Origin of the sequence: Helcobacillus massiliensis, from assembly GCF_033106145.1 — a bacterium.
GTDB classification, from domain to species: domain Bacteria; phylum Actinomycetota; class Actinomycetes; order Actinomycetales; family Dermabacteraceae; genus Helcobacillus; species Helcobacillus massiliensis.
Map to the genome: position 1 here is coordinate 966,522 of NZ_CP136959.1, position 25,603 is coordinate 992,124.

General features: G+C 69.6%; 24 protein-coding genes and 1 tRNA gene. 23 read left to right on the plus strand and 2 right to left on the minus strand.

Annotated features, from left to right (window positions below; translation table 11 throughout):
- Positions 1-47: 47 nt before the first annotated feature.
- The 21 genes from pyrR (at position 48) to pyk (ending at position 21,363) form a co-directional block, all read left to right on the plus strand.
- On the plus strand, positions 48-629 hold the full coding sequence (gene pyrR, locus R3I40_RS04480; RefSeq protein ID WP_183374261.1) for a bifunctional pyr operon transcriptional regulator/uracil phosphoribosyltransferase PyrR: 582 nt from the start codon (positions 48-50) through the stop codon (positions 627-629).
- Entirely contained in the window at positions 626-1,579 is a 954-nt protein-coding gene (locus tag R3I40_RS04485) for an aspartate carbamoyltransferase catalytic subunit (RefSeq protein ID WP_259923054.1), read from the plus strand. Before pyrR ends, R3I40_RS04485 begins: the two co-directional genes overlap by 4 nt.
- Positions 1,576-2,877 (plus strand): dihydroorotase, encoded by a 1,302-nt coding sequence (locus tag R3I40_RS04490; RefSeq protein ID WP_285261570.1) that lies wholly within the window; start codon positions 1,576-1,578, stop codon positions 2,875-2,877. The genes R3I40_RS04485 and R3I40_RS04490 overlap by 4 nt, the downstream gene beginning before the upstream one ends.
- Positions 2,870-3,436, plus strand: coding sequence for a PH-like domain-containing protein (locus R3I40_RS04495; protein WP_183374267.1), 567 nt, complete (start codon positions 2,870-2,872; stop codon positions 3,434-3,436). The genes R3I40_RS04490 and R3I40_RS04495 overlap by 8 nt, the downstream gene beginning before the upstream one ends.
- Positions 3,433-4,587 (plus strand): glutamine-hydrolyzing carbamoyl-phosphate synthase small subunit, encoded by a 1,155-nt coding sequence (gene carA / locus R3I40_RS04500; RefSeq protein WP_285261571.1) that lies wholly within the window; start codon positions 3,433-3,435, stop codon positions 4,585-4,587. The genes R3I40_RS04495 and carA overlap by 4 nt, the downstream gene beginning before the upstream one ends.
- Positions 4,587-7,931, plus strand: coding sequence for a carbamoyl-phosphate synthase large subunit (gene carB / locus R3I40_RS04505; RefSeq protein ID WP_239374319.1), 3,345 nt, complete (start codon positions 4,587-4,589; stop codon positions 7,929-7,931). Before carA ends, carB begins: the two co-directional genes overlap by 1 nt.
- Positions 7,928-8,767 (plus strand): orotidine-5'-phosphate decarboxylase, encoded by an 840-nt coding sequence (gene pyrF / locus R3I40_RS04510; RefSeq protein WP_183374287.1) that lies wholly within the window; start codon positions 7,928-7,930, stop codon positions 8,765-8,767. Before carB ends, pyrF begins: the two co-directional genes overlap by 4 nt.
- Before the next feature lie 142 nt (positions 8,768-8,909).
- Positions 8,910-9,236 carry an integration host factor, actinobacterial type gene (gene mihF / locus R3I40_RS04515; protein WP_183374289.1) on the plus strand — a complete coding sequence of 109 codons (327 nt, stop codon included), beginning with the start codon at positions 8,910-8,912 and terminating at the stop codon, positions 9,234-9,236.
- 80 nt (positions 9,237-9,316) lie between these two features.
- Positions 9,317-9,874: a guanylate kinase gene (gmk, locus tag R3I40_RS04520; RefSeq protein WP_239374316.1), complete on the plus strand. Its 558-nt coding sequence runs from the start codon at positions 9,317-9,319 to the stop codon at positions 9,872-9,874.
- 80 nt (positions 9,875-9,954) lie between these two features.
- The gene (gene rpoZ / locus R3I40_RS04525; protein WP_285261572.1) at positions 9,955-10,296 is read left to right on the plus strand and encodes a DNA-directed RNA polymerase subunit omega; all 342 of its coding nucleotides are present in this window, start codon (positions 9,955-9,957) and stop codon (positions 10,294-10,296) included.
- Positions 10,297-10,313: 17 nt separating this feature from the next.
- On the plus strand, positions 10,314-11,645 hold the full coding sequence (gene coaBC, locus R3I40_RS04530) for a bifunctional phosphopantothenoylcysteine decarboxylase/phosphopantothenate--cysteine ligase CoaBC (protein ID WP_285261573.1): 1,332 nt from the start codon (positions 10,314-10,316) through the stop codon (positions 11,643-11,645).
- On the plus strand, positions 11,642-12,844 hold the full coding sequence (gene metK / locus R3I40_RS04535) for a methionine adenosyltransferase (protein ID WP_183374297.1): 1,203 nt from the start codon (positions 11,642-11,644) through the stop codon (positions 12,842-12,844). Before coaBC ends, metK begins: the two co-directional genes overlap by 4 nt.
- Positions 12,841-13,230, plus strand: a complete 390-nt coding sequence (hisI, locus tag R3I40_RS04540) for a phosphoribosyl-AMP cyclohydrolase (RefSeq protein WP_285261574.1) — start codon at positions 12,841-12,843, stop codon at positions 13,228-13,230. The genes metK and hisI overlap by 4 nt, the downstream gene beginning before the upstream one ends.
- Positions 13,231-13,250: 20 nt before the next feature.
- Entirely contained in the window at positions 13,251-14,870 is a 1,620-nt protein-coding gene (locus tag R3I40_RS04545) for an anthranilate synthase component I (RefSeq protein WP_183375309.1), read from the plus strand.
- Positions 14,870-15,463, plus strand: coding sequence for a Trp biosynthesis-associated membrane protein (locus R3I40_RS04550; RefSeq protein ID WP_183374301.1), 594 nt, complete (start codon positions 14,870-14,872; stop codon positions 15,461-15,463). The genes R3I40_RS04545 and R3I40_RS04550 overlap by 1 nt, the downstream gene beginning before the upstream one ends.
- A 97-nt stretch (positions 15,464-15,560) precedes the next feature.
- Positions 15,561-15,794 carry an HGxxPAAW family protein gene (locus R3I40_RS04555; RefSeq protein WP_183374303.1) on the plus strand — a complete coding sequence of 78 codons (234 nt, stop codon included), beginning with the start codon at positions 15,561-15,563 and terminating at the stop codon, positions 15,792-15,794.
- 76 nt (positions 15,795-15,870) lie between these two features.
- A complete protein-coding gene (gene trpC / locus R3I40_RS04560) occupies positions 15,871-16,695 on the plus strand; it encodes an indole-3-glycerol phosphate synthase TrpC (protein ID WP_183374305.1) in 825 nt (274 codons plus the stop codon).
- Complete coding sequence (gene trpB / locus R3I40_RS04565; RefSeq protein WP_239374310.1) at positions 16,692-17,996, plus strand: tryptophan synthase subunit beta; 1,305 nt, start codon at positions 16,692-16,694, stop codon at positions 17,994-17,996. The genes trpC and trpB overlap by 4 nt, the downstream gene beginning before the upstream one ends.
- A gap of 1 nt (position 17,997) precedes the next feature.
- Complete coding sequence (gene trpA / locus R3I40_RS04570) at positions 17,998-18,807, plus strand: tryptophan synthase subunit alpha (RefSeq protein ID WP_239374307.1); 810 nt, start codon at positions 17,998-18,000, stop codon at positions 18,805-18,807.
- A complete protein-coding gene (gene lgt, locus R3I40_RS04575) occupies positions 18,804-19,748 on the plus strand; it encodes a prolipoprotein diacylglyceryl transferase (protein ID WP_183374311.1) in 945 nt (314 codons plus the stop codon). Before trpA ends, lgt begins: the two co-directional genes overlap by 4 nt.
- A gap of 136 nt (positions 19,749-19,884) precedes the next feature.
- A complete protein-coding gene (gene pyk / locus R3I40_RS04580; RefSeq protein WP_239374304.1) occupies positions 19,885-21,363 on the plus strand; it encodes a pyruvate kinase in 1,479 nt (492 codons plus the stop codon).
- 122 nt (positions 21,364-21,485) lie between these two features.
- Here pyk and R3I40_RS04585 read toward each other — a convergent pair.
- Positions 21,486-21,566, minus strand: a tRNA-Leu gene (locus R3I40_RS04585).
- 135 nt (positions 21,567-21,701) lie between these two features.
- On the opposite strand from R3I40_RS04585, the gene R3I40_RS04590 reads away from it, so the two are divergent.
- Positions 21,702-22,367, plus strand: a complete 666-nt coding sequence (locus R3I40_RS04590) for an ANTAR domain-containing response regulator (protein ID WP_183374315.1) — start codon at positions 21,702-21,704, stop codon at positions 22,365-22,367.
- 22 nt (positions 22,368-22,389) lie between these two features.
- On the opposite strand, the gene R3I40_RS04595 is transcribed toward R3I40_RS04590, so the two are convergent.
- Positions 22,390-22,827, minus strand: coding sequence for a PaaI family thioesterase (locus tag R3I40_RS04595; RefSeq protein ID WP_183374317.1), 438 nt, complete (start codon positions 22,825-22,827; stop codon positions 22,390-22,392).
- Positions 22,828-22,853: 26 nt separating this feature from the next.
- Between R3I40_RS04595 and polA the strand changes: the two genes are divergently transcribed.
- Positions 22,854-25,544 (plus strand): DNA polymerase I, encoded by a 2,691-nt coding sequence (gene polA / locus R3I40_RS04600; protein WP_285261575.1) that lies wholly within the window; start codon positions 22,854-22,856, stop codon positions 25,542-25,544.
- Positions 25,545-25,603: the final 59 nt, after the last annotated feature.

A 25,603-nucleotide genomic window follows, 5' to 3' on the forward strand; every position in this document is an offset into this window, starting at 1 on the left:
CCCACCCTTTAAGATCGCGTCCAGAGAGGCGCGGAAGGGAGCCCCACATGACCGATACACCCACCACCCGCACCGAGGTCCTCCGGGCGGACGAGATCAGCCGAGCGCTCACCCGCATCGGCTTCGAGATCGTCGAAGCGCAGAAGGGCGAAGACGACTTCGTCATCCTCGGCATCCACAACCGCGGCGTCCCCCTCGCACGCCGCATCGGCGAATCGCTGCGCCGCACCGGCGCCACTGACCGCGAGATCGACGACTTCGTCGGCACCCTGGACATCACCATGTTCCGCGACGACCTCGCTCAGCACCCCACGCGCGTCCCGTACTCCACGGACCTGCCGCCCAGCGGCATCGACGGCCGCACAGTCGTCCTGGTCGACGACGTCCTCTTCTCCGGCCGCACCATCCGCGCCGCCCTCGACGCCCTCAGCTCTCTCGGCCGCCCGCGCAACGTGCGCCTGGCCGTCCTCGTGGACCGCGGCCACCGCGACCTGCCGATCCGCGCGGACTTCGTCGGCAAGAACCTGCCGACCTCGCGCCGCGAAGCCGTCCGCGTTCACCTCACCGAGACCGACGGCGACGATGCCGTCCTCCTCGAACGTCCCCTCACCGAGGAGGAGACCCGATGAAGCACCTCATCTCGATCGACGACCTGTCCCGCCAGGACGCCATCGACGTCCTCGACACCGCGGAGCACATGGCGCAGACCCAGTCCCGCTCCATCCGCAAACTCCCCACCCTCGTGGGCCGCACCGTGGTCAACCTCTTCTTCGAGGACTCCACCCGCACCCGCATCTCCTTCGAAGCGGCCGCCAAGCGCCTCAGCGCCGACATCATCAACTTCTCCGCCAAGGGCTCCAGCCTGTCCAAAGGGGAGTCTCTGAAGGACACCGCGCTCACCCTCGACGCCATGGGGGCGGACGCCATCGTGGTCCGCTCCTCCTCCTCGGGCGCCGCGCACCTGCTCGCCAATGCCGGCTGGATCGACAAGCCGATCGTCAACGCCGGTGACGGCACTCACGAGCACCCCACGCAGGCGCTGCTGGACGCGTACACGCTGCGCCGCCACCTCGTGGAGGGGCCGACGGGCTCCGACCTCGCCGGCAAGCGGGTCATCATCGTCGGCGACATCCTGCACTCCCGCGTGGCCCGCTCCAACGTGAAGCTGCTCAGCCTGCTCGGAGCATCCGTCACCCTCGTCGCACCGCCCGCCCTCATCCCCATCGGCGTCCAGTCGTGGCCGTGCGAGGTGTCCTACAGCCTGGACGCCGCCATCGCCGAAGGCGCCGACGCCGTGATGATGCTGCGCGTGCAGCGCGAGCGCATGGTCGGCGGCGGATTCTTCCCCACCGAAGGGGAGTACTCCCGCCGGTTCGGCCTGTCCACCGACCGCGCCGACCGCCTCCCGGACCACGCCGTCGTCCTGCACCCCGGCCCGATGAACCGCGGATTCGAGATCGCCAGCGATGTCGCCGACGGTCCCCGCAGCGTCATCGTCGAGCAGGTCAACAACGGCGTCAGCGTCCGCATGTCCGTCCTCTACCACGTCCTCGCAGCCCACACGGAGGAAGCATCATGACCTCGATCCTCATCACCGGCGCCTCGCTGTACGGCGACACCATCGCCGACGTCCTCATCGACGGCGAGGACATCGTCGCCGTCGGCCCCGAAGCGACCGGCCGCGTCACCGCCACCACCGAAAAGGTCGACGGCACCGGATGCATCCTCCTGCCCGGCCTCGTGGACCTCCACACCCACCTGCGCGAACCGGGCGGCGAAGAGGCCGAAACCGTCGACACCGGCACCATGGCCGCAGCCCGCGGCGGCTTCACCGCCGTGCACGCCATGGCCAACACCACCCCCACCGCCGACACCACCGGTGTTGTGGAGCAGGTGCACCAGCGCGGTCAGGAAGCCGGGCACTGCGACGTGTTCCCCATCGGCGCGGTCACCGTCGGCCTCGAGGGCGAGCGCCTCGCCGACCTCGGTGCCATGGCCGAATCCGCTGCCCGCGTCCGCGTCTTCTCCGACGACGGCAAATGCGTGTTCGACCCCCTCCTCATGCGCCGCGCCCTCGAATACGTCAAGACCGTCAACGGCGTGATCGCGCAGCACGCGCAGGACCCCGCCCTGACCCCCAACGCGCAGATGCACGAAGGCGCCGTCAGCGCCGAGATCGGCCTCATGGGCTGGCCCGCCGTCGCCGAGGAGTCGATCATTGCGCGCGACGTCCTGCTCGCCGAGCACGTCGGCTCCCGCCTGCACGTGTGCCACCTGTCCACCGCCGGCAGCGTCGACATCATCCGGTGGGCGAAGCAGCGCGGCATCGCCGTCACCGCCGAAGTGACCCCGCACCACCTCATCCTCACCGACGAGAAGGCCCGCACCTACAGCGCCCGCTACAAGGTGAACCCGCCGCTGCGCACCCAGAAGGACGTCGACGCCGTCCGCGAAGGACTCGCCGACGGCACCATCGACATCGTCGCCACCGACCACGCCCCGCACCCGCGGGACGCGAAGGACACCGAATGGGACCGCGCCGCCTTCGGCATGACCGGGCTGGAGACCGCCCTCAGCATCGTGCAGGCCACCATGGTGGACACCGGCCGCCTCACCTGGCGGGACGTCGCCCGCGTCATGAGTGAGAAGCCCGCCCAGATCGGGCTCGACGCCCGCCACGGCCGCCCCATCGCGGCAGGGGAGCCGGCGAACCTGCTGCTGTGGGACCCGTCGACCACTGCCACCGTGGACCCCGCCGACCACGCCTCGCGCTCCTCCAACACCCCCTTCGAGGGAATGGACCTGCCCGGCACGAACCGCGCCACCATATTCAACGGCCGGTTCACCGTGCGCGACGGGGAGCTCGTGCATGGATGAGCTCCTCAGACCCGACCGCTTCATGCCGCTGGCGGTCCTCGGCGTCCTGTTCATCGGCATCCTCGTCGCCATGTGGTTCGGATGGAAGAACCGCACCGACTCCGACTCCGACCTCCCTGAACCGCTCCCGGTCTCGAACCTCGACCTTCCCAGTGAGGACGAGATGACCGAAGCGGTCGAGGAGCACCCGGCGCCGTCCGCCTCGGACCGCTGGGAGGCCGACGGGATCTACGTCTCCACCACGAAGGCGCGCCAGCCGCTGGAACGGGTCACCGTCCACAACATGGGCGCCCGCAGCGAAGTGACCGTCCGCCTCGGCAGCGACCGCATCCAACTGGTCCGCTCCGGCGCCACCAGCTTCGAAATCCCCATGCAGTCCGTTCTGCAGATCACCACCGCGCGCGGCATGGCCGGCAAGGTCGTCGGCAGGAACGGCCTGTCCGTCATCCGCTGGCGACTGGGGGAGCGGGAACTGGACACCGGCATCCGCTTCCACACCCGTGACGACCACAACGAATTCCTGACCCGCAGCACCACAATCCACCAGGAGAACTCATGACGCGCGATGGCGCCCTTCTGATCCTCGAAGACGGCACAGTCTTCCGCGGCGACGCCTACGGCGCGCGCGGCACCACCCTCGGCGAAGTGGTCTTCACCACCGGGATGACCGGCTACCAGGAGACCCTCACCGACCCCTCCTACACGGGCCAGATCGTGGTGCAGACAGCCCCGCACATCGGCAACACCGGCACCAACGCCGAGGACATGGAGTCCTCCCGCATCTGGGCCGCCGGATACGTTGTGCGCGAGGCCGCCCGCCGCACCTCCAACTGGCGCAGCGAGAAGCCCCTCGTCGACGCCCTCACCGACGCCGGGATCGTCGGCATCGCCGGCATCGACACCCGCGCCCTCACCCGTCGGCTGCGGGAGTCCGGCGCCATGCGCGGCGGCATCTTCTCCGGCCCCGCCCTCGACCAGGCCGACGAGGCCGCCCTCCTCGAGCAGGTCCGCACCGCTCCCACCATGGAAGGCGCCTCCTTCGTGGACGAGGTGACCACCCGCGAGGCGTACATCATCCCCGCGGAGGGCGAGAAGATCGGCACCGTTGCGGCGCTCGACCTCGGCATCAAGTCCGCCACCCCGCGCCACATGGCCGCCCGCGGACTCGACGTCCATGTCCTGCCAGCCGCCTCGGGCATCGAGGACATCCTCGCGATCAGTCCCGACGCGGTCTTCTTCTCCAACGGCCCCGGTGATCCCGCCACCGCCGATGAGCAGGTGGAGGTGCTGCGTGAGGTCCTGCGCCGCGGCCTGCCGTTCTTCGGCATCTGCTTCGGCAATCAGCTGCTCGGCCGCGCCCTCGGCTTCGGCACGTACAAGCTCAAGTACGGCCACCGCGGCATCAACCAGCCCGTGCAGCGCCTTGCCACCGGCCAGGTGGAGATCACCAGCCACAACCACGGATTCGCTGTCGACGCACCCATCGGCGAGGCCGTCACCGCCCCGCACAACGACGGCGAGTTCGGCCGGGTCCGCGTCAGCCACGTCTGCCTGAACGACGACGTGGTCGAAGGCCTCCACCTGGAGGACCGGCCCGCGTTCTCCGTCCAGTACCACCCCGAATCCGCGTCCGGCCCGCACGACGCCAACTACCTGTTCGACGCCCTCGTGGACATGATCCGCACCCACCGCGCAGGAAAGGACTCCTGATGCCCCGCCGCACTGACATCTCCTCCGTCCTCGTCATCGGCTCCGGCCCGATCGTCATCGGCCAGGCCGCCGAGTTCGACTACTCCGGCGCTCAGGCGTGCCGCGTCCTGAAGGAAGAGGGCCTGCGGGTCATCCTCGTCAACTCCAACCCGGCGACCATCATGACCGACCCGGAGATGGCCGACGCCACCTATGTCGAGCCCATCGACCCGGACGTCATCCGCACCATCATCGCCAAGGAACGGCCCGACGCGATCCTGCCGACCCTCGGCGGGCAGACCGCGCTCAATGCCGCCATCGCGCTCGATGAGCGCGGCATTCTCAAGGAGTTCGGCTGCGAACTCATCGGCGCCTCCATCCCCGCCATTGAGAAGGCGGAGGACCGCCAGCAGTTCAAGGACGTGGTGGAGCGCGCCGGTGCCGAATCGGCCAGGAGCCGCATCTGCAACTCCATGCAGGAATGCCTCGACGCCGCTGACGAGCTCGGCTACCCGATGGTGGTCCGGCCGTCCTTCACCATGGGCGGCCTCGGCTCCGGCATGGCGTACGACGAAGAGGACCTGCGGCGCATTGCTGGCGACGGCCTCCACTACTCGCCCACCACCGAGGTGCTCCTCGAGGAGTCCATCCTCGGCTGGAAGGAGTACGAACTGGAGCTGATGCGCGACCGCAACGACAACTGCGTGGTCGTCTGCTCCATCGAGAACGTGGATCCCGTCGGCGTCCACACCGGTGACTCCATCACCGTGGCCCCGGCGATGACGCTCACCGACGTGGAGATGCAGAAGATCCGCGACATCGGCATCGCCATCATCCGCGAGGTCGGCGTCGACACCGGCGGCTGCAACGTCCAGTTCGCGATCCACCCCACCACGGGCCGCATCGTCGTCATCGAGATGAACCCGCGCGTCTCCCGCTCGTCGGCGCTCGCCTCCAAGGCGACCGGCTTCCCGATCGCGAAGATCGCCACCCGAGTCGCCCTCGGCTACACCCTGGACGAGATCCGCAACGACATCACCGGCACCACCCCCGCCAGTTTCGAACCCGCCCTCGACTACATCGTGGTGAAGGTTCCGCGCTTCGCGTTCGAGAAGTTCCCCGCCGCCGACCCCACCCTCACCACCACCATGAAGTCGGTCGGTGAGGCGATGGCGCTCGGCCGCAGCTTCACCGAAGCGCTCGGCAAGGCGCTGCGCTCCATCGACGTCAAGGGCGCCGGGTTCCACTGGCGCGGAGACGCCCCCACCGGGGAGGAGCTGGACGCCCTCATCGAGCAGGCCGCCACCCCCACGGATCGCCGCCACGTGCAGGTGCAGCAGATCCTCCGCGCCGCCGCCTGCGGCGACCGCGGGGCCGACGAGCTCATCGACCGGCTCTACGAATCGACCGGCATCGACCCGTGGTTCCTCGACCAGATCCTGCTCGTCAACGAAGTGGCCGCCGAACTGCGCGACGCCGCCGTGCTCGACGAGCCGCTGCTGCGCCGCGCCAAGCGCCACGGCCTCAGCGACGAACAGGTCGCTGAGATCCGCGGCATCAACGACGACGTCGTGTTCGGGGTCCGCAAGGCCCTCGGCGTGGTGCCCGTGTTCAAGACCGTCGACACCTGCGCCGCCGAATTCGAGTCCCGCACCCCCTACTACTACTCCTGCTTCGATGAGGAGACCGAGGTGGAGCCGCGGGAGAAGCCGGCCGTGCTGATCCTCGGCTCCGGTCCGAACCGCATCGGCCAGGGCATCGAGTTCGACTACTCGTGCGTCCACGCCGCCATTGCGCTGCGCAACCCGGAGCTCGGGTACGACTACGAGACCGTCATGATCAACTGCAACCCGGAGACGGTCTCCACCGACTACGACATCGCTGACCGCCTCTACTTCGAACCGCTCACCTTCGAGGACGTCCTCGGGGTGTACGAAGCGGAGAAGGCCGCCGGCCCCGTCGCCGGTGTGATCGTGCAGCTCGGCGGCCAGACCCCGCTGTCGCTCGCGCGCCGCCTCGAAGAGGCCGGTCTGCCGATCATCGGCACCAGCCCCCACGCCATCGACATGGCGGAGGACCGCGGCCACTTCGGCTCCGTGCTGCAGGACGCGGACCTGCCCGCCCCTCCGTACGGCACCGCCTACCAGCTCGACGGCGCCCTCGAGGTCGCGAACACCGTCGGCTACCCCGTCCTGGTGCGCCCCTCGTACGTGCTCGGCGGCCGAGGCATGGAGATCGTGTACGACGACGAGCAGCTCCGCTCCTACGTCCAGCGCAACCTCCCCGAATCCGGCCGCGCCGACGCCCCGATCCTCATCGACCGGTTCCTCGACACCGCCATCGAGATCGACGTCGACGCCCTGTTCGACGGCGAGGAGCTGTTCATGGGCGGCGTCATGGAGCACATCGAAGAGGCCGGCATCCACTCCGGTGACTCCGCCTGCACCCTCCCGCCGATCTCCCTGTCCGATGCCCAGTGCGAACGCATCCGCGAATCCACCGAGGCGATCGCCCGCGGCGTCGGGGTGCGCGGACTGATCAACATCCAGTTCGCGATGACGCAGGACATCCTGTACGTGATCGAAGCGAACCCGCGCGCCTCCCGCACCGTCCCGTTCGTCGCGAAGGCGACCGGGGTGCCGCTGTCCCGCGCCGCCGCCCTGATCATGGCCGGCTCTTCGATCCAGGACCTGCGCGAGCGCGGCGTGCTCCCGGCCGAGGGCGACAACACCCTCATGCCGCTGACCCAGCCGATCGCGGTCAAGGAGGCCGTGCTGCCGTTCAAGCGCTTCCGCACCGCCAGCGGCCGCTCTGTGGACTCCATCCTCGGCCCCGAGATGCGCTCCACCGGCGAGGTGATGGGCATGGACCGCACCTTCCCGCGCGCCTTCGCGAAGGGGCAGCTCGCCATCGCCGGGAAGGGCCTGCCCACCAGCGGCACCGTGTTCATCTCCGTCGCCGATTCGGAGAAGCGCGCCATCGTGTTCCCCGCGAAGCGCCTGCTCGACCTCGGCTTCGAGATCGTCGCCACCGCCGGCACCGCCGGCATCCTCCGCCGCAACGGCGTGGACTGCACCCTCACCCGCAAGAAGTCCGAAGCGGCCGACGGCAGCAGTGAGCCCACCATCATCGACCTGATCGACACCGGGAAGATCGACATGGTGGTCAACACCCCGACCGGCTCGTCCGCGCGGGCCGACGGGTACGCGATCCGTGCCTCCACCACCTCAATCGACGTGCCCATCATGACGACGATCTCGGAGTTCTCCGCGGCTGTGCAGGCCATCGAATCCCTCGCCGACGGGCCCTTCGACGTCATGTCGCTGCAGGAGCACCAGCGGGACCTGGAGGGCGTGCGCCGATGAGCTTCGGAACCGATCTGCAGGCGTCCGTCGCCGAACGCGGCCCGATCGTCGCCGGCATCGACCCCCACGCCTCCGTTCTGGAGCAGTGGGGCCTGCCGAACACCGCGGCCGGTGCCCGTGACCTGTCCCTGCGCATGCTCGAGGCGGTCCAGGGCCGGGTCAGCGCGATCAAGCCGCAGGCCGCGTTCTTCGAACGCTTCGGCGCCGACGGGTTCGCCGTCCTCGAGGAGCTGCTGCAGGCCGCCCGCGCCGCGGGCGTCCTCACGATCCTCGATGCGAAGCGCGGCGACATCGGCTCCACGATGGGTGCCTACGCTGAGGCGTTCCTCGCGCCCGGCGCACCGATGGAGGTCGACGCCCTGACCGTCTCCCCGTACCTCGGCTACGGCTCCCTCGAGCCCGCCGCCGAACGGGTGTGCTCAGCCGGCAAGGGCATGTTCGTCCTCTCCCTCACCTCCAACCCCGACGGCCCCGAAGTGCAGCACGCCCGCACCGCGGACGGCGTTCCGGTCGCCTCCGTGATGGCTCGCCACGCCGCCGAGGCGAACGCTCAGGCGCGCGCCGCGGGGGAGTGGGGGAGCGTCGGACTCGTCGTCGGTGCGACCATCGGCTCGGCCGCCGCGGACCTCGGCATCGATCTGGACGCCGTGGGCGGGCCGCTGCTCGCTCCCGGATTCGGTGCCCAGGGCGCCGGTCCCGCACAGCTGCGCAGCGTGTTCGGCTCTGCCGCGCCGCGCGTGCTGGTGTCGATGTCGCGTTCGCTGATGGCGGCCGGCCCCGATGCCGGTGCGATCAGCGCTGCCTGCGAGAGCACCCGCGCCGACTACGCGCTCTGACCGGCCACGCGCCTGTCTGGGGATTCATCCCCGAGAGGGTGGGTTCTGACCATATCGCTCCGCTATCCTCAGTCGTGAGCGGGATCGCAGGCACACCCGGTGCTGTGCACCCGTCGGCCATTGGAATGAAGAGGTGACGAAGATGGCTCTTCCGACACTGACCCCCGAGACGCGCGCCGCTGCGCTCGAGAAGGCGGCGCGGCTCCGTCAGGAGCGGGCCGCGGTCAAGGCGCGCCTGAAGTCCTCGACCGGCAGCCGAGCGGACGAGATCCGCCGCCTGCTCGGCGAGGTCGACGAGTCCGAGGCCGTAGCGCGGCTCAAGGTCTCCGCCATGCTCGAATCGCTGCCCGGCATCGGCAAGGTGAAGGCAGCGCAGATCATGGAGGAGATCGGCATATCGCCGTCCCGCAAAATGCGCGGCCTGGGACGCCACCAGGCGCAGAAGCTCCTTGACCACTTCGCCGACTGACTGACTGATTGAGACACGTGACGACCCCTTCCTCTCGAACCCCCCGTACGACCCCCTCGCCGGCGGCTGAACCAGCCCGCGTGACCGTTCTGGCCGGTCCCACAGCCGTCGGCAAGGGCACGGTCGTGAACCGCCTGCTGGAGAAGCAGCCGAACCTCCACCTGTCGGTCTCGGCGACCACCCGGCCGCCGCGCCCCGGTGAGAAGGACGGCGAGCACTACCACTTCGTCAGCGAGGACGAGTTCACCTCCCTCGTGGACGCAGGCGACATGCTGGAATGGGCCATCGTGCACGGCAAGCACCGCTACGGCACCCCGCGCGGCCCCGTCGTCGAACAGCTCCAGGCGGGCCGGCCCGTCCTGCTCGAGATCGACCTCGCCGGCGCCCGCCAGGTGCGCGCCTCAATGCCGGAGGCGCAGTTCGTGTTCCTCGCCCCGCCGTCCCGCGAAGAACTGGTCCGCCGCCTCATCGGCCGCGGCACCGAAACCGCTGAGGAGCGCGAACGCCGGCTGCTCACCGCTGAGACCGAGATGGCGGCCGAAAAGGAATTCGATCTGACGATCGTCAACGACGACCTCGACCGTGCCGTTGAGGAGCTCGCCCGCGTCATCGGCGTGGGAGACGTCACCGCCGCCTGAGGCGGCCGCTCCTTCCACCCGAACACCCCACCGCCTATGATGGTGGGTTGCAGTACGAACCGCTCGATGAAAGGACACCTGTGTCCGGAACAGTCGCACAGCCCGAAGGCGTCACGAATCCGCCGATCGACCGTCTCCTGGAGACCGTCGATTCGAAGTACGCTCTCGTGCTCTACTCGGCGAAGCGTGCTCGCCAGATCAACTCCTACTACTCGCAGATGGAGGGCGGCCTCCTCGAGCACGTGGGACCGCTGATCGACACTGATCCGCAGGAGAAGCCGTTGTCGATCGCGCTGCGCGAGATCGATGAAGGCCTGCTCACCGCCAAGGAGCATGATGACTCCGAGCCGGAGAAGCCAGCGCGTCAGCCGCTCAAGCTCGGCGATGACGCCCCCGAGGCACCGATCAGCTTCGAACTCTGAGCACCCCCGGACCCGGCATGACGCATCAGCCCCTGGCAGGTGAGCGCATCGTCGTCGGCGTCACTGCGGGAATCGCCGCGTACAAGGCCGCGCATATCGTGCGCGGCCTTGCCGCGTGGGGAGCGGACGTCCGCGTCATCCCCACCCCGTCCTCCCTCGAGTTCGTCGGCGCCGCCACCTGGGAGGCCCTCACCGGGCACCGCGTCCTCACCTCCGTGTTCGAGGACGTCGACCAGGTCGCGCACGTCGCCACCGGCCAGGACGCCGACGCGATCCTCATCGCCCCCGCCACTGCGGACTTCCTCGCCCGCGCCCGCATGGGCCGAGCCGACGACCTGATGACCGCCTCCCTCCTCGTGGCCCGCGGCCCCGTCATCATGGCGCCCGCCATGCACACCGAAATGTGGGAGCACCCCGCCACCCGCGACAACGTGACCGTCCTGCGCGAGCGGGGAATCGACGTGATGGAGCCCGCCGTCGGCCGCCTCACCGGCCCCGACTCCGGGCCCGGCCGCCTGCCCGAACCCGAGCAGATCCTCCACCGCGTCCTCGCGACCCTGCGCGCACCCCGCGCCGCCGCACCCACCGGCAGCGCCCGCGCTGCCGCTGCAGGCGCGCCCCTGCGCGACCTCGCCGGCCGACGGGTCCTCATCACCGCCGGCGGCACCCGCGAAGCGATCGACCCGGTCCGCTTCATCTCCAACCACTCCTCCGGCAAACAGGGCGTCGCCCTCGCCCATGCTGCCGCAGCCCGCGGCGCCGATGTCACCCTCATCCTCGCCGGCGCCGTCACCGAACCGCTGCCCACCGGCATCGCCGTGGAGCGCGTCGACTCCGCTGCCGAGCTCGCCGAGGCCGTCCACCGCCACGAAGCAGACCACGACGCCGTCGTCATGGCCGCCGCCGTCAGTGACTTCGCCCCGACCGGTGGGGGAGCGGGCAGCAAGCTGAAGAAGACCTCGCCGAAGGCCGGCCTCACCCTCCAGATGGAACAGACCGAGGACATCCTCCGCAGCCTTGTGACGAATCGTGAACGCGCCGGCAGCGGGCCTACTGTCATCGTCGGCTTCGCCGCCGAAACCGGTGACGAGCACGCCACCGCGCTGGACCATGCGCGCGACAAGGCCCGCCGCAAGGGCGCGGACCTCCTCGCATTCAACAACGTTGCGGAGCACGCATTCGGCTCCGCGGACAACGCCGTCGTACTGTTGGACGGCTCCGGCAGCGAGATCGACCGTGCTGACGGCACCAAAACGGATGTCGCCCACGCCATCCTCACCGCCATAGCCCGCCTGCTCACCCCGAGCGGCGGAGCCTCTGACCCCGAACGAAAAGGACGCCGAGAATGACCCAGGGACTGCGCTACTTCACCTCCGAGTCGGTCACCGGCGGCCACCCGGACAAGATCTGCGACCAGATCTCCGACGCCATCCTCGACGACATGCTCGCCCAGGACCCCAGCTCCCGGGTCGCCGTCGAAACCCTCGTCACCACCGGCCTCGTCCACATCGCCGGCGAAGTTCGGACCGAAGGCTACTCGGACGTCAACCGCATCGTCCGCGACACCATCCGGAAGATCGGCTACGACTCCTCCGAGAAGGGCTTCGACGCCGACTCCTGCGGCATCGAAGTGTCCATCGGCAACCAGTCCGAGGACATCGCCCTCGGCGTGGACACCTCCCACGAGCACAAGTCCGGCCTCACCGAGACCGGCAACCTTCAGGGCGCCGGCGACCAGGGCCTCATGTTCGGCTACGCCTGCAACGACACCCCCGAACTGATGCCGCTGCCGATCCACAGTGCGCACCGCCTCGCCCTCAACCTCACCACCGCCCGCGAAGACGGCATCCTGCCGTTCCTCCGCCCCGACGGCAAGACTCAGGTGACCATCGGCTACGACGACGACAACATCGCCCGCAGCGTCGAGGCGATCGTCGTCTCCAGCCAGCACGCCGCCGACGTCGACCTCGCCGACCAGCTCACCCCCGGCATCCGCCAGGTGGTCATCCAGCCCGTCCTCGACGAGCTGGCCGAGCTCGGCCTCGACACCTCCCAGACCCGCCTCCACATCAACCCCACCGGCCGCTTCATCATCGGCGGTCCAAAGGGGGACGCCGGCCTGACCGGCCGCAAGATCATCGTCGACACCTACGGCGGCATGGCCCGCCACGGCGGCGGCGCATTCTCCGGCAAGGACCCGTCGAAGGTGGACCGCTCCGCCGCGTACGCGCTGCGCTGGGTGGCGAAGAACGTCGTCGCCGCTGGGCTCGCTGAGCGCTGCGAAGTGCAGGTCGCCTACGCCATCGGTGTGGCGGCGCCCGTCGGCCTGTACGTGGACACCTTCGGCACCGGCAAGGTCGCCGACTCCGCCCTCGCCTCCGCCATCACGAAGGTGTTCGATCTGCGACCCGATGCCATCATCGAGCAGCTCGACCTGCTGCGCCCGATCTTCTCCCAGACCTCCGTGGGCGGCCACTTCGGCCGCGAGCTGCCGGACTTCGAGTGGGAGAAGACCACCCGCATCGACGAGCTCACCCGCGCCCTGTGAGCGCCGAGGCCGCCTCCATCCGCTGGGGGGCCGACGGGCTCATCCCCGCCGTCGTGCAGGACCACACCAGCCGTGAGGTGCTCATGCTCGGCTACATGGACGCCGAAGCGCTGCGCCGCACCCTCGAGGAGGGCCGCGTCACCTTCTGGTCCCGCTCCCGCCGCGAATACTGGCGCAAGGGCGACACCTCCGGCCACGCCCAGTACGTGCGCCGCGCCCGCCTCGACTGCGACGCCGACACCATCCTCATTGAGGTGGAACAGATCGGCGCGGCCTGCCACACCGGCACCCGCACCTGCTTCGAGGAGGAGGGCGCCGACGGGTCCGTGCGCGGCCGGGACCTGCCCGCAACCATCGACGCTTCCCCAGAGGAGACCACGCAGTGAGCACCGAGCAGTCCCGCACTATGCAGAGCGCCCAGATCTACCCCGAGCAGATCCAGGGCCTCACCAGTGAACGCCTCGGCGAGGTCTGGCCGGACCGCGAACAGTTCCGGGTCCTCGCCGCGCAGCAGCGTGTGGTGCCGGTGGTGCACCGCGTCCTCGCTGACCAGGACACCCCCATCAGCGTGTACCGCAAACTCACCGCCGCCACCGGCACCGACGGCACGTTCCTGCTGGAATCCGGTGGCGAAGGGGAGGACGCCCGCTGGTCGTTCATCGGCACCCGCGCCCGCGCTTCTCTCACCGAGAAGGACGGCGCCGCCCGCTGGTTCGGCGACGTCCCCGCCTCCGTCCCCACCGACGGGGACCCCCTGGAGGCACTGCGCGCCACCGCGGATGAGTTCCGTGCGGCGCGCCTGCCGAACCTGCCGCCGTTCACCGGTGGCCTCGTCGGCTTCATCGCGTACGACGCCGTCCGCCGCTGGGAGCGACTCGGCGAGAAGCCCGCCGACGAGATCGGCACCCCCGATCTGTGCATGCTGCTCGCCGAAGACGTCGCCGTGTACGACCACGTCGACTCCACCGTGCTGCTCGTCGCCAACGCCCTCAACATCAACGCCCTCGACACCGGGGTCGACGCCGCCTACGACGCCGCCCTGCAGCGCCTCGAGGTGATGCGCCGGGCTCTCGCCGCCCCTGTGGACACCGCGCCCGTGGTGTACGAGAACCGCGACGGCGACGGCGGCACCTCCCACCTCGACCAGGCCCTCTTCGAAGAGATCGTCCGCACCGCTGTGGACCGCATCCGCGACGGCGACATCTTCCAGGTGGTGCCGTCCCGCCGCGTCTCCCACGACAGTGCCGCCGACCCCCTGGACGTGTACCGGGTGCTGCGCCGCCTCAACCCCAGCCCGTACATGATGCTGGTGCGCGCGCACGACGGCGACGGGAACCCGATCGACATCGTCGGCGCCAGCCCCGAAACCCTCGTCCGCGTCCGCGCCGGCGAAGCGATGACCTACCCCATCGCCGGGTCCCGCCCGCGCGGCCGCACCGCGGAGGAGGACGCCCACCTGCGTGACGACCTCCTCGCCGACCCGAAGGACGCCAGCGAGCACGTCATGCTCGTGGACCTGTCCCGCAATGACCTGCAGAAGGTGTGCGAACCCGGCAGTGTGGTGGTGCGCGAATTCAAGCACGTGGTGAAGTACTCCCACGTCATGCACATGGTCTCCACCGTCACCGGCCGCCTCCGGGACGGAGCCACCAGCTTCGACGCTCTGCGCGCCACCTTCCCCGCCGGCACCCTGTCCGGCGCGCCGAAGCCCAGCGCCATGCAGATCATCGACGAAGTGGAGCCGGTTTCCCGCGGCATCTACGGCGGCACCGTCGGCTACCTCGACTTCGCCGGCGACATGGACATGGCGATCGCGATCCGCACCACCGTCATGAAGGACGGCCGCGCCCACGTGCAGGCCGGCGGGGGAGTGGTCGCCGACTCCAACCCCACCATGGAGTTCCGCGAATCCGAGCAGAAGGCTGCCGCCGCGGTCCGCGCCGTCGCCTCCGCCGCCACGCTCCGCCCCGACACGCCCGCGCCGCGCACGGAGCCGGGGGCCGACGGGTCCCGAGGGGACGCCTGATGCGCTCACTGAAGCTCCTGCCGCTGCTCGGCATCGCCCTCGGCGCCGGCACCCTCGGCCTCACCCGCACCGTGTGGCTGCACGCCACCGCTATGGACCTGACCGGCACCGCTGTCGCGCAGAACGTCGTCGGCTCCTCCGCCGCACCCGCCGCCGCAGCCCTCGCCGTGGTCGTCATCGCGGCGTTCCTCGCCTCCGCGCTGGCCCGCGGTACCGCCCGCACCGTCATCGCCGGGATCGCGGTCCTCGCCGGGGTCAGCGCCGCCGTCGCCTCCCTGCTGGTGCTGCTCGACCCGGAGGCAGCGGCCGCAGGCGCCGTCTCCGAAGCAACCGGTGTGCTCGGTGGTGAGGTGGTCGCCCGCACCACCACCATGCCGATCCTCGCCGCTCTCGCGGCCTTCGCCGCCGCAGCGGTCGCCAGTGCGCTGACCGTGACGAGCCGCCGCGCCGCACGCGCGGACGGGCAGGACCCGTCGGCCCCCACCGCCAGCCGCTACAGCCGCTCCGCCGACCGCTCCGCCACCGGCGCGAAGACCGCCCGGTCCGACGCCTCCGATTGGGACGCCCTCAGCCGCGGTGACGACCCCACGTGAGCGTGCGCGGCCGAGTCCCTGGCACATGGCACAATAGGGGAGGAGCAGCCCGCTCCTCCCGACCCCTTCCGATCCCGTTCGATGGAGAGATCACCTGATGTCGAAGACCTACATGGTTCCGCCGTCCCCGCCCGCGAACGAGGGCAAGACCCTCGCAGCCTGGGTGCTGTCCGTGCTGGTGGTCGTCGGTGCGATCGTGGCGGCCTTCGGCCTCGCCACCGCGTCGCAGCTGGTCATGATCATCGGCGCCGCCGTCATCGTGGTCGGCCTCATCGCCGGCTTCGGCCTTGCGAAGGCGGGCAAGGGCCAGCCGCGCGAGCACACGGCCTGAGCACTCCCACCTGCTGAACACCGGCGGCCCCGCACCCGGGGCCGCCCCTTTGGCGGCGCCCTGACGAAAGGTTCCCATGAGCACCACTGTTCTGGATTCGATCATCGACGGCGTGCGCGCCGACCTCGACACCCGCCGCGCCGCGACCCCCCTCGCGCGCATCCGCGACCTCGCCGCCGAGACCACCGCCCAGCGGCCCGCCGCCGACGTGTGCGCCCGGCTCGACGGCCGCGACACCGTCGGCCTCATCGCTGAGATCAAGCGCTCCTCACCCTCCAAGGGCGCCCTCGCCGACATTCCCGAACCCGCGGACCTCGCCCGCTCCTATGAGGCCGCCGGCGCCACCGCCATCTCCGTCCTCACCGAACAGCGACGCTTCGGCGGGTCCCTCCACGACCTCGACCGCGTCCGCACCGCAGTCGACATCCCGCTGCTGCGCAAGGACTTCACGGTCGAGGAGTACCAGATCTACGAGGCCCGCGCCCACGGCGCCGACATCGTTCTGCTGATCGTTGCCGCCCTCACTGACGCCCAGCTCGCCGAGCACCTGCAGCTCACCCACGAGCTCGGCATGCGGGCACTCGTCGAAGCGCACAGCGCCGACGAGCTCGAGCGCGCCCTCGCCACCGACGCCCGCCTCATCGGAGTCAACGCCCGCAATCTCAAGACCCTCGACCTCGACCTCGACGGCGCCGCCGCCCTGCTGCCCACCATCCCCGGTGACCGCTTCGCCATCGGCGAATCCGCGGTCCTGAAGAAGGCTCACGTCGAGACGTACGCCCGCCACGGTGCCGACGCGGTCCTCGTCGGCGAAGCCCTCGTCACCGACGGCGACCCGGAAGCGACCGCACGCGACTTCCTCAGCGTTCCCGCGCAGACCGACGAAAGAAGGAACCGATGAACATCACGGACGTCCAGGGACCCTACTTCGGCGAGTACGGCGGCCGCTGGCTCCCCGAAGCGCTCATCCCCGCACTCGACGAGCTCGCCGAAGCATGGGAGAAGGCGAAAGCCGATCCCACCTTCGATGCGGAGGTGCAGCGTCTGTTCCGTGACTACACCGGGCGCCCCTCTCTGCTGACCGAAGTGCCGCGCTTCTCCAGGATCGCCGGCGGTGCCCGCATCTTCCTCAAGCGCGAGGACCTCAACCACACCGGCAGCCACAAGATCAACAACGTTCTCGGCCAGGCCGTTCTCACCAAGCGGATGGGCAAGAAGCGCGTCATCGCGGAGACGGGCGCCGGTCAGCACGGCGTCGCCACCGCCACCGCCGCCGCCCTGCTCGGTCTCGACTGCACCGTCTACATGGGCAGGGTCGACACCGAACGCCAGGCCCTCAACGTGGCCCGCATGCGCCTGCTCGGCGCCGAAGTGATCTCCGTGGAGCAGGGCTCCGCCACCCTCAAGGACGCCATCAACGAGGCGTTCCGCGACTGGGTCGCGAACGTGGAGACCACCCACTACCTGCTCGGCACCGTCACCGGCCCCCACCCGTACCCCACGATGGTGCGGGAGTTCCACTGCTGCATCGGTGAGGAGGCGCGCGACCAGATCCAGGAGCAGATCGGCCGCCTCCCGGACGCGGTCGTCGCCTGCGTCGGCGGCGGTTCCAACGCCATCGGCCTGTTCCACGCGTTCCTCGACGACGAGGACGTCCGAATCATCGGCTGCGAAGCCGGCGGCTCCGGCATCGAATCCGGTGAGCACTCCGCCACCATCAACGCCGGCTCCCCGGGCGTCCTCCACGGCGCTCGCTCCTACGTGATGCAGGACGAGGACGGCCAGACCATCGAATCGCACTCCGTCTCCGCCGGCCTCGACTACCCGAGCGTCGGCCCCGAGCACTCGTTCCTGCACGACATCGGCCGGGTCGACTACCGAGCCGTCAACGACACCGAGGCGATGGAGGCGTTCGCGTACCTCTCCATGACCGAAGGCATCATGCCGGCCATCGAATCGGCGCACGCCCTCGCCGGCGCCATCGATCTCGGCCGCGAGATGGGGGAGGACGCGGTCATCATCGTGAACCTCTCCGGCCGCGGCGACAAGGACGTGCACACCGCCTCCGCCTGGTTCGGCCTCGTCGGCGACGACGGACGCGCCGATCTCGCCGAGATCCGCCGCACCGTCGCCGACGCTCTCGAGAACGCACCCGTCGGCCCCGCTGCGCCGGCCGCACCCGCCGGAAAGGACGAGAACTGACATGACCCGCCTCCGCTCCGCCGACGTCATCGACCGGGCCCGTGCCGAGGGCCGCAGCGCCCTCATCGCCTACCTGCCCGTCGGCTTCCCCACCCTCGACCGCTCCATCGACGCCGCCCACGTCCTCACCCAGTCCGGTGTCGACGCCATCGAATTCGGCGTGCCCTACACCGATCCGGTGATGGACGGCCCCGTCATCCAGCAGGCCGCCGACATCGCCCTGAAGAACGGCACCCGCCCGCGCGACGTCATCGCCGCCATCGATGAGCTCTCCGGCCGCGACTGCGACGCCGCTCTGCTCGTCATGAGCTACTACAACCCGATCCTCGCCTACGGACCCGACGCGTTCGCCCGCGACCTCGCCGCCGCAGGCGGCGCCGGCGTCATCACCCCGGACCTCGTGCCCGACGAAGGCGCCGAATGGATCGACGCCGCAGCGAAGCATGAGGTGGACCGCGTTTTCCTCGTCGCCCCCAGCTCCGACGCGCAGCGCCTGGAGTACGTGGTGCGCAGCGCCAGCGGCTTCATCTACGCCGCCTCCACGATGGGCGTGACGGGCATGCGCGCCTCCGTCGGCTCCCGTGCCCGTGACCTTGTGGACCGCACCCGCCGCGCCGGCGCTGAACGGGTCTGTGTGGGCCTCGGCGTCTCCACCGGCGCACAGGCGGCCGACATCGCCTCCTACGCCGACGGCGTCATCGTGGGCAGCGCGTTCGTCCGCGCCATCCTCGAAGCCGACGACCGCGCCGATGCCCATCGCCGCCTCGAGGCCCTCGCAACGGAGCTGCGCCGCGGCGTGGAGGGCGCATGAGCCTCGCCACCATCCCCAGCCCGACGGTCAACGCGATCTCCCTCGGACCGCTGACGATCCACTTCTACGCCCTCTGCATCCTCACCGGCATCGGTGTGGGTCTGTTCTGGGCGACGAAGCGGTGGCAGAAGCGCGGCGGCACCTCCGACAGCATCTTCGACATCTGCTTCGTCGCGATCATCGCCGGCATCATCGGCGCCCGCCTCTACCACGTGCTGATCACCGACCCGGCCACCTACTTCGGTCCTGGCGGCAACCCGATCGAGATCCTGCAGATCTGGAAGGGCGGCCTCGGCATCGGCGGCGCCGTCGTGGTGGGCGGGCTCGCCGCCTGGGTGATGTGCCGCATGAAGGGCGTGAGCATCGCCGTGCTCGCTGACTCGATCGCACCGGCGCTGTTCGTGTCGCAGGCGATCGGCCGCATCGGCAACTGGTTCAACCAGGAGCTGTACGGCGGCCCCACCGACCTGCCGTGGGGTCTGGACATCACCTGCGAGCAGAACGGCCAGATCATCGCCGGCTGCGTCGCCGGCGCATACCACCCCACCTTCCTGTACGAAGCGCTGTGGAACCTCACCATGTGCGTGCTCGTGCTCGTCATCTCCGAGCGTCTGCGCATCGGCGGCGGCCGCGTCTTCTGGATGTACGTGATGGGCTACTCACTCGGCCGCTCCTGGATGGAGACGATCCGGATCGACGACGCCCCGATCATCGCGGGCCTGCGCATCCACTTGTGGGTGTATCTGATCGTGTTTTTGATCGGCGCGCTCGTGTTCGCGGCCCTGACGGCCCGGTATCGTCGGCGCAGCTGGGAGGCCCGACGGGTGCACGACATCCACGGCCCCACCGCCAGCGCTGCCGGCCCCGACAGCGACGATGAGGACGTCCCGGCGATCGCACGCGCTGTCGACGAGCGCGCCGAGCGCACCGATCAGGACTGATCTCCTGGCACATGCGCGCAATGTGACCTAGACTCGAGACAAGGATCTCGGCGTCGCGACCTGTATGGCTCTAGACCCGATCCCGCATCCGTCCACCCATGCTGGTCCGGCCCGACAAGCAACGAATTGGGTTGAGATGCGCAAAGCGAAGATTGTCTGCACACTTGGTCCGGCGACCAACACCTACGACCAGATCAGGACTCTGATCGAGTCGGGGATGAACGTGGCCCGGATGAACTTCAGCCACGGCACGCACGAGGACCATCGCCAGGTCTACGAGAACATCCGCGCTGCGGCTGACGACCTCGGTCGGTCCGTTGCCGTCCTCATGGACCTGCAGGGCCCGAAGATCCGCCTCGGCAAGTTCGAGAACGGACCTTATGAGCTGAACGTGGGCGACACCTTCACCATCACCACCGATGACATCCTCGGCACGGCCGAGCGCGTCTCCACCACCTTCTCGGGTCTCCCCGGGGACTGCCGCCCCGGCGACATCCTCCTCATCGACGACGGAAAGGTCTCCGTCCGCGTCCTCGAAGTCTCCGACACCGACGTGAAGACCGTGGTCGAGGTCCCCGGCCCCGTCTCCGACAACAAGGGCATCAACCTGCCCGGTGTCGCCGTGTCCGTGCCGGCGCTCAGCGAGAAGGACATCGAGGACCTCCGCTGGGGCCTGGAGCTCGGTGCCGACATGGTCGCCCTGTCCTTCGTGCGGGACGCCCACGACATCGACGGGGTGCACCGCATCATGGACGAGGTCGGCATCCGTCGGCCCGTGATCGCGAAGATCGAGAAGCCCCAGGCGGTGCGCTCCCTGCGCGCCATCGTGTCCGCATTCGACGGCATCATGGTCGCCCGCGGCGACCTCGGCGTGGAACTGCCGCTGGAGCAGGTGCCGCTGGTGCAGAAGCGCACCATCGAGCTGGCGCGCCGCAACGCGAAGCCGGTCATCGTCGCCACCCAGGTGCTGGAGTCGATGATCGAGAATCCCCGCCCCACCCGGGCCGAAGCATCCGACTGCGCCAACGCCATTCTCGACGGCGCCGACGCCGTCATGCTGTCCGGTGAGACCTCCGTGGGCAGCTACCCGTTCGAAGCGGTCCGCACGATGGCCCGCATCATCTCCAACACGGAGCAGAACGGTGCGGACCGCATCATGGAGCTCGGCACCATCCCGCACACCCGCGGCGGCGCCATCACCCGCGCGGCCGCCGAGATCGGCGACCAGCTCTCCGCCCAGTACCTGGTGACATTCACCGAATCCGGTGACACGGCGCGCCGACTGTCCCGGCTGCGCCCCACCATCCCCCTGCTCGCGATCACCCCGTACGACCATGTCGCGAACCAGCTCGGCCTGTCCTGGGGCATCGAGGCCTTCCTGGTGTCGATGCAGAAGAACACCGACGAGATGATCGAGGGCGTGGACCGGCTGCTGCGGGAGAAGAAGGGCCTGCAGCCCGGCGACCTCGTGGTGATCGCCGCCGGTTCGCCCCCGGGCCAGCGCGGCTCCACCAATACGCTGCGCGTGCACCGCATCGGCGACTTCGACGGCACCGCCGCGGCGCGCGTCGAGGCAGAGGCGATCGCGCGCGGCGAGTCCCCGACCCACCGCTGACCCGCGCGGCCGCTCGGCGGCGACTGCCGCGCGGCCCCGTCCGCAGCAGAAGAGCCCCGGAGCGATCCAGGGCTCTTCTGCTGAAACGGTTCTCCCGGGACTGCTGCCCGGGAGGGATGCGGTGCCGGATGCGGGACTCGAACCCGCACGCCCGAAGACAAGGCATTTTGAGTGCCCCGCGTCTACCATTCCGCCAATCCGGCGAATCCGCTGACTGTCCAGCCAGCGGGCCGCTCTAGGATACAGTTGACGGCTTCGCCTCCCACCCGGCCCCGCCGGATCGGTGGTGAACCTCGCACAACCATCCGCGCACGATCGCGAGATCCCAAGGAGGGACCATGACCGACGTCCACGACCCCATCGAGCCGGACACCGCCGCCGAGGCGGACGCCCTCGAGGACACCGCAGCTGATGAGACCGCATCCCGTCAGCGCACCGCCGTGGTCGCCGAAGATGAGTCCCTGATCCGCATGGACATCGTGGAGACCCTCTCCGAAGCGGGCTACGAGGTCCTCGCCGCCGTCGGCGACGGCGCCTCCGCCGTGGAGAAGGTGCGCGAACTGCGCCCCGACATCGTGGTGATGGACGTGAAGATGCCGCAGATGGACGGCGTCACCGCGGCCGAGAAGATCGGCGAGGAGAACCTCGCCCCCGTCGTGATGCTGACCGCCTTCAGCCAGAAGGAGCTGGTGGAGCGAGCCCGTGACGCCGGTGCGTTCGCGTACGTCGTCAAGCCGTTCACCCCGGCTGACCTGCTGCCCGCGATCGAGATCGCCGTCTCCCGCTTCCAGCAGATCACCGCTCTGAACGAAGAGATCAAGGATCTCGGGGATCGGTTCGAGACCCGCAAGCGGGTGGACCGGGCGAAGGGCCTGCTGCAGTCGAACATGAACCTGTCGGAGCCGGATGCGTTCCGCTGGATCCAGAAGACGTCCATGGATCGCCGCCTGACCATGCGCGAGGTCGCCGACGCGGTCATCGACCAGCTCGGCTCCGGCAAGTAGTCCCTGCCGCTCGGCGTGAGCCTCAGTCGCGCGGCGGCAGCATCTGCACGCTCATCATGACGGTGGACAGCAGGCGCTCGTCCTGGTCGCGCACATCCACCATGTAACTGGCGACGGTGCGGCCCAGGTGCCGCGCCGTCGCCGTTGCCGTCACCAGGCCGCTCCGCCCGGACCGGTAGTGGGTGGCGGACGCCGTCGTGCCGACGCCCTGAGCCGTTGGTCCGTAGAGGTTCCTGGCGCGCAGGATCCCCGCGAACGACGCCAGGGACTCCGCCAGCGCGATCGTCGCGCCGCCGTGCAGCAGGCCCGCGGGCTGCGTATTGCCCTGAACGGGCATCGTCATGACGCCGCCGTCCTCAGACAGCTCCGTCAGGCGCATTCCGAGTCGTTCGCAGAGGGTGCCGCGCAGCATGTCGTTGAGCTGGTCGAGTTCAGCGGGGGAGAGGCTGGTCGAAGTCATGGGCCCAGCGTGCCACACTTATGCTCATGAGTGAGCAGTCCTCCCACCAGCGCATCATCCTGATCGACGGCCACGCCATGGCGTTCCGCGCGTTCTTCGCGCTGCCGCCGGAGTCGTTCAAGAACGGTCAGGGCCAGGCCACGAACTCCGTCTACGGGTTCGCCCGCATGGTCTTCAACGTCATCAAGAACGAACAGCCCACTCATATCGCGGTCGCGTTCGACCTCGCCGGCGGCACCTTCCGCGACCGCATCTATGACCAGTACAAGGGCGGGCGCGACGCCACCCCGGAGGAGTTCAAGGGCCAGGTCGAACTGACCCAGAAGATGCTCGACGCCTTCGGCATCACCTGGTACACGGTCGAGGACTACGAAGCGGACGACATCGTCGCCACGCTCGCCACCACCGCGGAGAAGGCGGGGGTGGAGCCGCTGCTGCTCACCAGCGACCGCGACGCGATCCAGCTCGTCACCGACAGGACCACGCTCCTGCAGCCCGTCAAGGGCGTCACGGAGCTGCGGCGCATGGACCCGTCGGCCGTTCAGGAGAAGTACCTGGTGCCGCCCCACCTGTACCCCGACCTCGCGGCCCTGGTGGGGGAGAGCGCCGACAACCTGCCCGGCGTGCCGGGCGTGGGCCCCAAGACCGCCGCGAAGTGGATCGGCCTGTACGGCGACCTCGACGGCATCCTCGAACATGCGGAGGAGATCAAGGGCAAGGCGGGGCAGAGCCTCCGCGACAACCTGGAGGCGGTGCGGCGCAACCGGCAGCTGAACGAAGCGGTCCGTGACCTCGACCTGCCGGGCGACCTCGACACCTGCAGGCTCGGCCGCGGCGACCTGGTCGCCATCAACTCCGTGTTCGACGAACTCTCGTTCGGCCCCACCATCCGCCGCGACATCCCCACCGCCCTCCTCAGTGAATCCTCCCAGAAGGAGGAGCGGGTGATCGTGGCGAACCCCGAACTGCCCGTCATCGAACCGGCCGACGGGGAGCTGAACGCCGTCCTCGGGGAGCACGCCGTCGTCGGCGCCGTGGTGCAGGCCTACGGGACCTGGGCGGAGGGCCAGGCGGACCTCCGCGCCCTGGTGCTGTCCAGCGACACCGCGTCGATCGTGCTGCAGCCCAACGAGCTCGGCGGCGACGACCGCGCCGCCCTCGAGCGCTGGCTGCGCAACAGCGTCATCCCGAAGCGGGCGTTCTCCACGAAGCTGACCGGACACCTCCTGTCCGGCGCGGACCTCCAGGTGCGCGGCTGGGAGTTCGACCTCGCGCTGGCGGAGTTCCTCTGCCGCCCCGATCAGCGGCCGACGGACGAGGCCGGTCTGGCTATGCGCCACCTGCAGGAGGACATTGCGCAGGCCGCGGACTCGGGCGCGCAGCAGTCGCTGGACCTCGACGGTGTGGATTCGCAGGCGCTGGTGCGGCGCGCCTCCGCGGTCCGCCGCATGGTGCCGATGCTGCGCGCCGAACTGGAGGAGCGCGGCGCGCTCGGTCTGCTGCGGGACCTGGAGCTGCCGCTGGCGGTGATCCTGCGGGAGATGGAATCCGTCGGCATCGCCGTGGACCGCGAGAAGCTTGATGAGCTGGATGCTGAGCATGAGCGTCAGCAGGCGCAGGTGGCGGAGGAGGCGTTCAGCCACATCGGTGGCGAGCAGATCAACCTCGGCTCCCCGAAGCAGCTGCAGAGCGTCCTGTTCGACCGCCTCAACATGCCGCCCACCCGGAAGACGAAGACCGGCTACTCCACCGATGCGGAGTCGCTGAACACTCTGTTCGCGCAGACCCAGCATCCGTTCCTGGAGGCGCTGCTGAAGCACCGCGACGTCACGAAGCTGCGCCAGATCATTGAAACGCTGCGGAAGGCCGTGACGCCGGAGGGCCGCATCCACACCACCTTCTCGCAGAACGCCGCCGCGACGGGCCGCCTCGCCTCGTCCGCACCGAACCTGCAGAACATTCCGGCGCGCTCCGAAGCGGGCCGGCAGATCCGCTCCGCGTTCCGCGCGTCCGACGGATTCGCGAGCCTCATGACCGCGGACTATTCGCAGATCGAGATGCGGATCATGGCGCACCTCTCCGAGGACGAGGGGCTCATCTCGGCGTTCCGTTCGGGCGAGGACCTGCACAGCTTCGTCGCCTCCCAGGTGTTCGGAGTGGAGGCCGACGAGGTCGACACCGCCATGCGGTCGAAGACGAAGGCAGTGTCCTACGGCCTCGCGTACGGCCTGTCCGCGTTCGGTCTGGGCCGCCAGCTCGGCATCCCGCAGTCGGAGGCGACGGCGCTGCGCGACCAGTACTTCGAACGCTTCGGCGGGGTCCGCGACTACCTGCGCGAATCCGTGGAGGAGGCGCGCGAGCGCGGCTACACCGAGACGATCCTCGGCCGCCGCCGCTACCTGCCGGACCTCACCAGCGACCGCCGCCAGGCCCGCGACAACGCGGAGCGGGTGGCGCTGAACTCCCCGATCCAAGGCAGTGCCGCGGACATCATCAAACTCGCCATGCTGCGGGTCCGTGAGGGCCTCGAGCAGGCGGACCTGCGCAGCCGTCTGCTGCTGCAGGTGCATGACGAGCTGGTCCTGGATGTCGCCGAGGGCGAGGAGGAGCAGGTCATGCAGGTGGTGAAGGACGGCATGGAGGGCGCGTACGAGCTCTCGGTGCCGCTGGATGTGTCGGTGGGCACGGGTCGCACCTGGCTGGAGGCCGCGCACTGACGCCCGAGGCGGCCGCAGCGCCGCCCTGCTCCGCGGTCGCAGGTCAGGGCACTCACAAT

Coding starts and splice junctions, on each gene's coding strand:
- trpA (WP_239374307.1), top strand. CDS start 17,998: ATGACCCGCCTCCGCTCCGCCGACGTCATCGACCGGGCCCGTGCCGAG.
- polA (WP_285261575.1), top strand. CDS start 22,854: ATGAGTGAGCAGTCCTCCCACCAGCGCATCATCCTGATCGACGGCCAC.
- mihF (WP_183374289.1), top strand. CDS start 8,910: ATGGCTCTTCCGACACTGACCCCCGAGACGCGCGCCGCTGCGCTCGAG.
- metK (WP_183374297.1), top strand. CDS start 11,642: ATGACCCAGGGACTGCGCTACTTCACCTCCGAGTCGGTCACCGGCGGC.
- lgt (WP_183374311.1), top strand. CDS start 18,804: ATGAGCCTCGCCACCATCCCCAGCCCGACGGTCAACGCGATCTCCCTC.
- carB (WP_239374319.1), top strand. CDS start 4,587: ATGCCCCGCCGCACTGACATCTCCTCCGTCCTCGTCATCGGCTCCGGC.
- pyk (WP_239374304.1), top strand. CDS start 19,885: ATGCGCAAAGCGAAGATTGTCTGCACACTTGGTCCGGCGACCAACACC.
- R3I40_RS04485 (WP_259923054.1), top strand. CDS start 626: ATGAAGCACCTCATCTCGATCGACGACCTGTCCCGCCAGGACGCCATC.
- carA (WP_285261571.1), top strand. CDS start 3,433: ATGACGCGCGATGGCGCCCTTCTGATCCTCGAAGACGGCACAGTCTTC.
- R3I40_RS04590 (WP_183374315.1), top strand. CDS start 21,702: ATGACCGACGTCCACGACCCCATCGAGCCGGACACCGCCGCCGAGGCG.
- pyrF (WP_183374287.1), top strand. CDS start 7,928: ATGAGCTTCGGAACCGATCTGCAGGCGTCCGTCGCCGAACGCGGCCCG.
- coaBC (WP_285261573.1), top strand. CDS start 10,314: ATGACGCATCAGCCCCTGGCAGGTGAGCGCATCGTCGTCGGCGTCACT.
- R3I40_RS04550 (WP_183374301.1), top strand. CDS start 14,870: ATGCGCTCACTGAAGCTCCTGCCGCTGCTCGGCATCGCCCTCGGCGCC.
- R3I40_RS04555 (WP_183374303.1), top strand. CDS start 15,561: ATGTCGAAGACCTACATGGTTCCGCCGTCCCCGCCCGCGAACGAGGGC.
- R3I40_RS04595 (WP_183374317.1), bottom strand. CDS start 22,827: ATGACTTCGACCAGCCTCTCCCCCGCTGAACTCGACCAGCTCAACGAC.
- pyrR (WP_183374261.1), top strand. CDS start 48: ATGACCGATACACCCACCACCCGCACCGAGGTCCTCCGGGCGGACGAG.
- R3I40_RS04545 (WP_183375309.1), top strand. CDS start 13,251: ATGCAGAGCGCCCAGATCTACCCCGAGCAGATCCAGGGCCTCACCAGT.
- trpC (WP_183374305.1), top strand. CDS start 15,871: ATGAGCACCACTGTTCTGGATTCGATCATCGACGGCGTGCGCGCCGAC.
- trpB (WP_239374310.1), top strand. CDS start 16,692: ATGAACATCACGGACGTCCAGGGACCCTACTTCGGCGAGTACGGCGGC.
- R3I40_RS04495 (WP_183374267.1), top strand. CDS start 2,870: ATGGATGAGCTCCTCAGACCCGACCGCTTCATGCCGCTGGCGGTCCTC.
- R3I40_RS04490 (WP_285261570.1), top strand. CDS start 1,576: ATGACCTCGATCCTCATCACCGGCGCCTCGCTGTACGGCGACACCATC.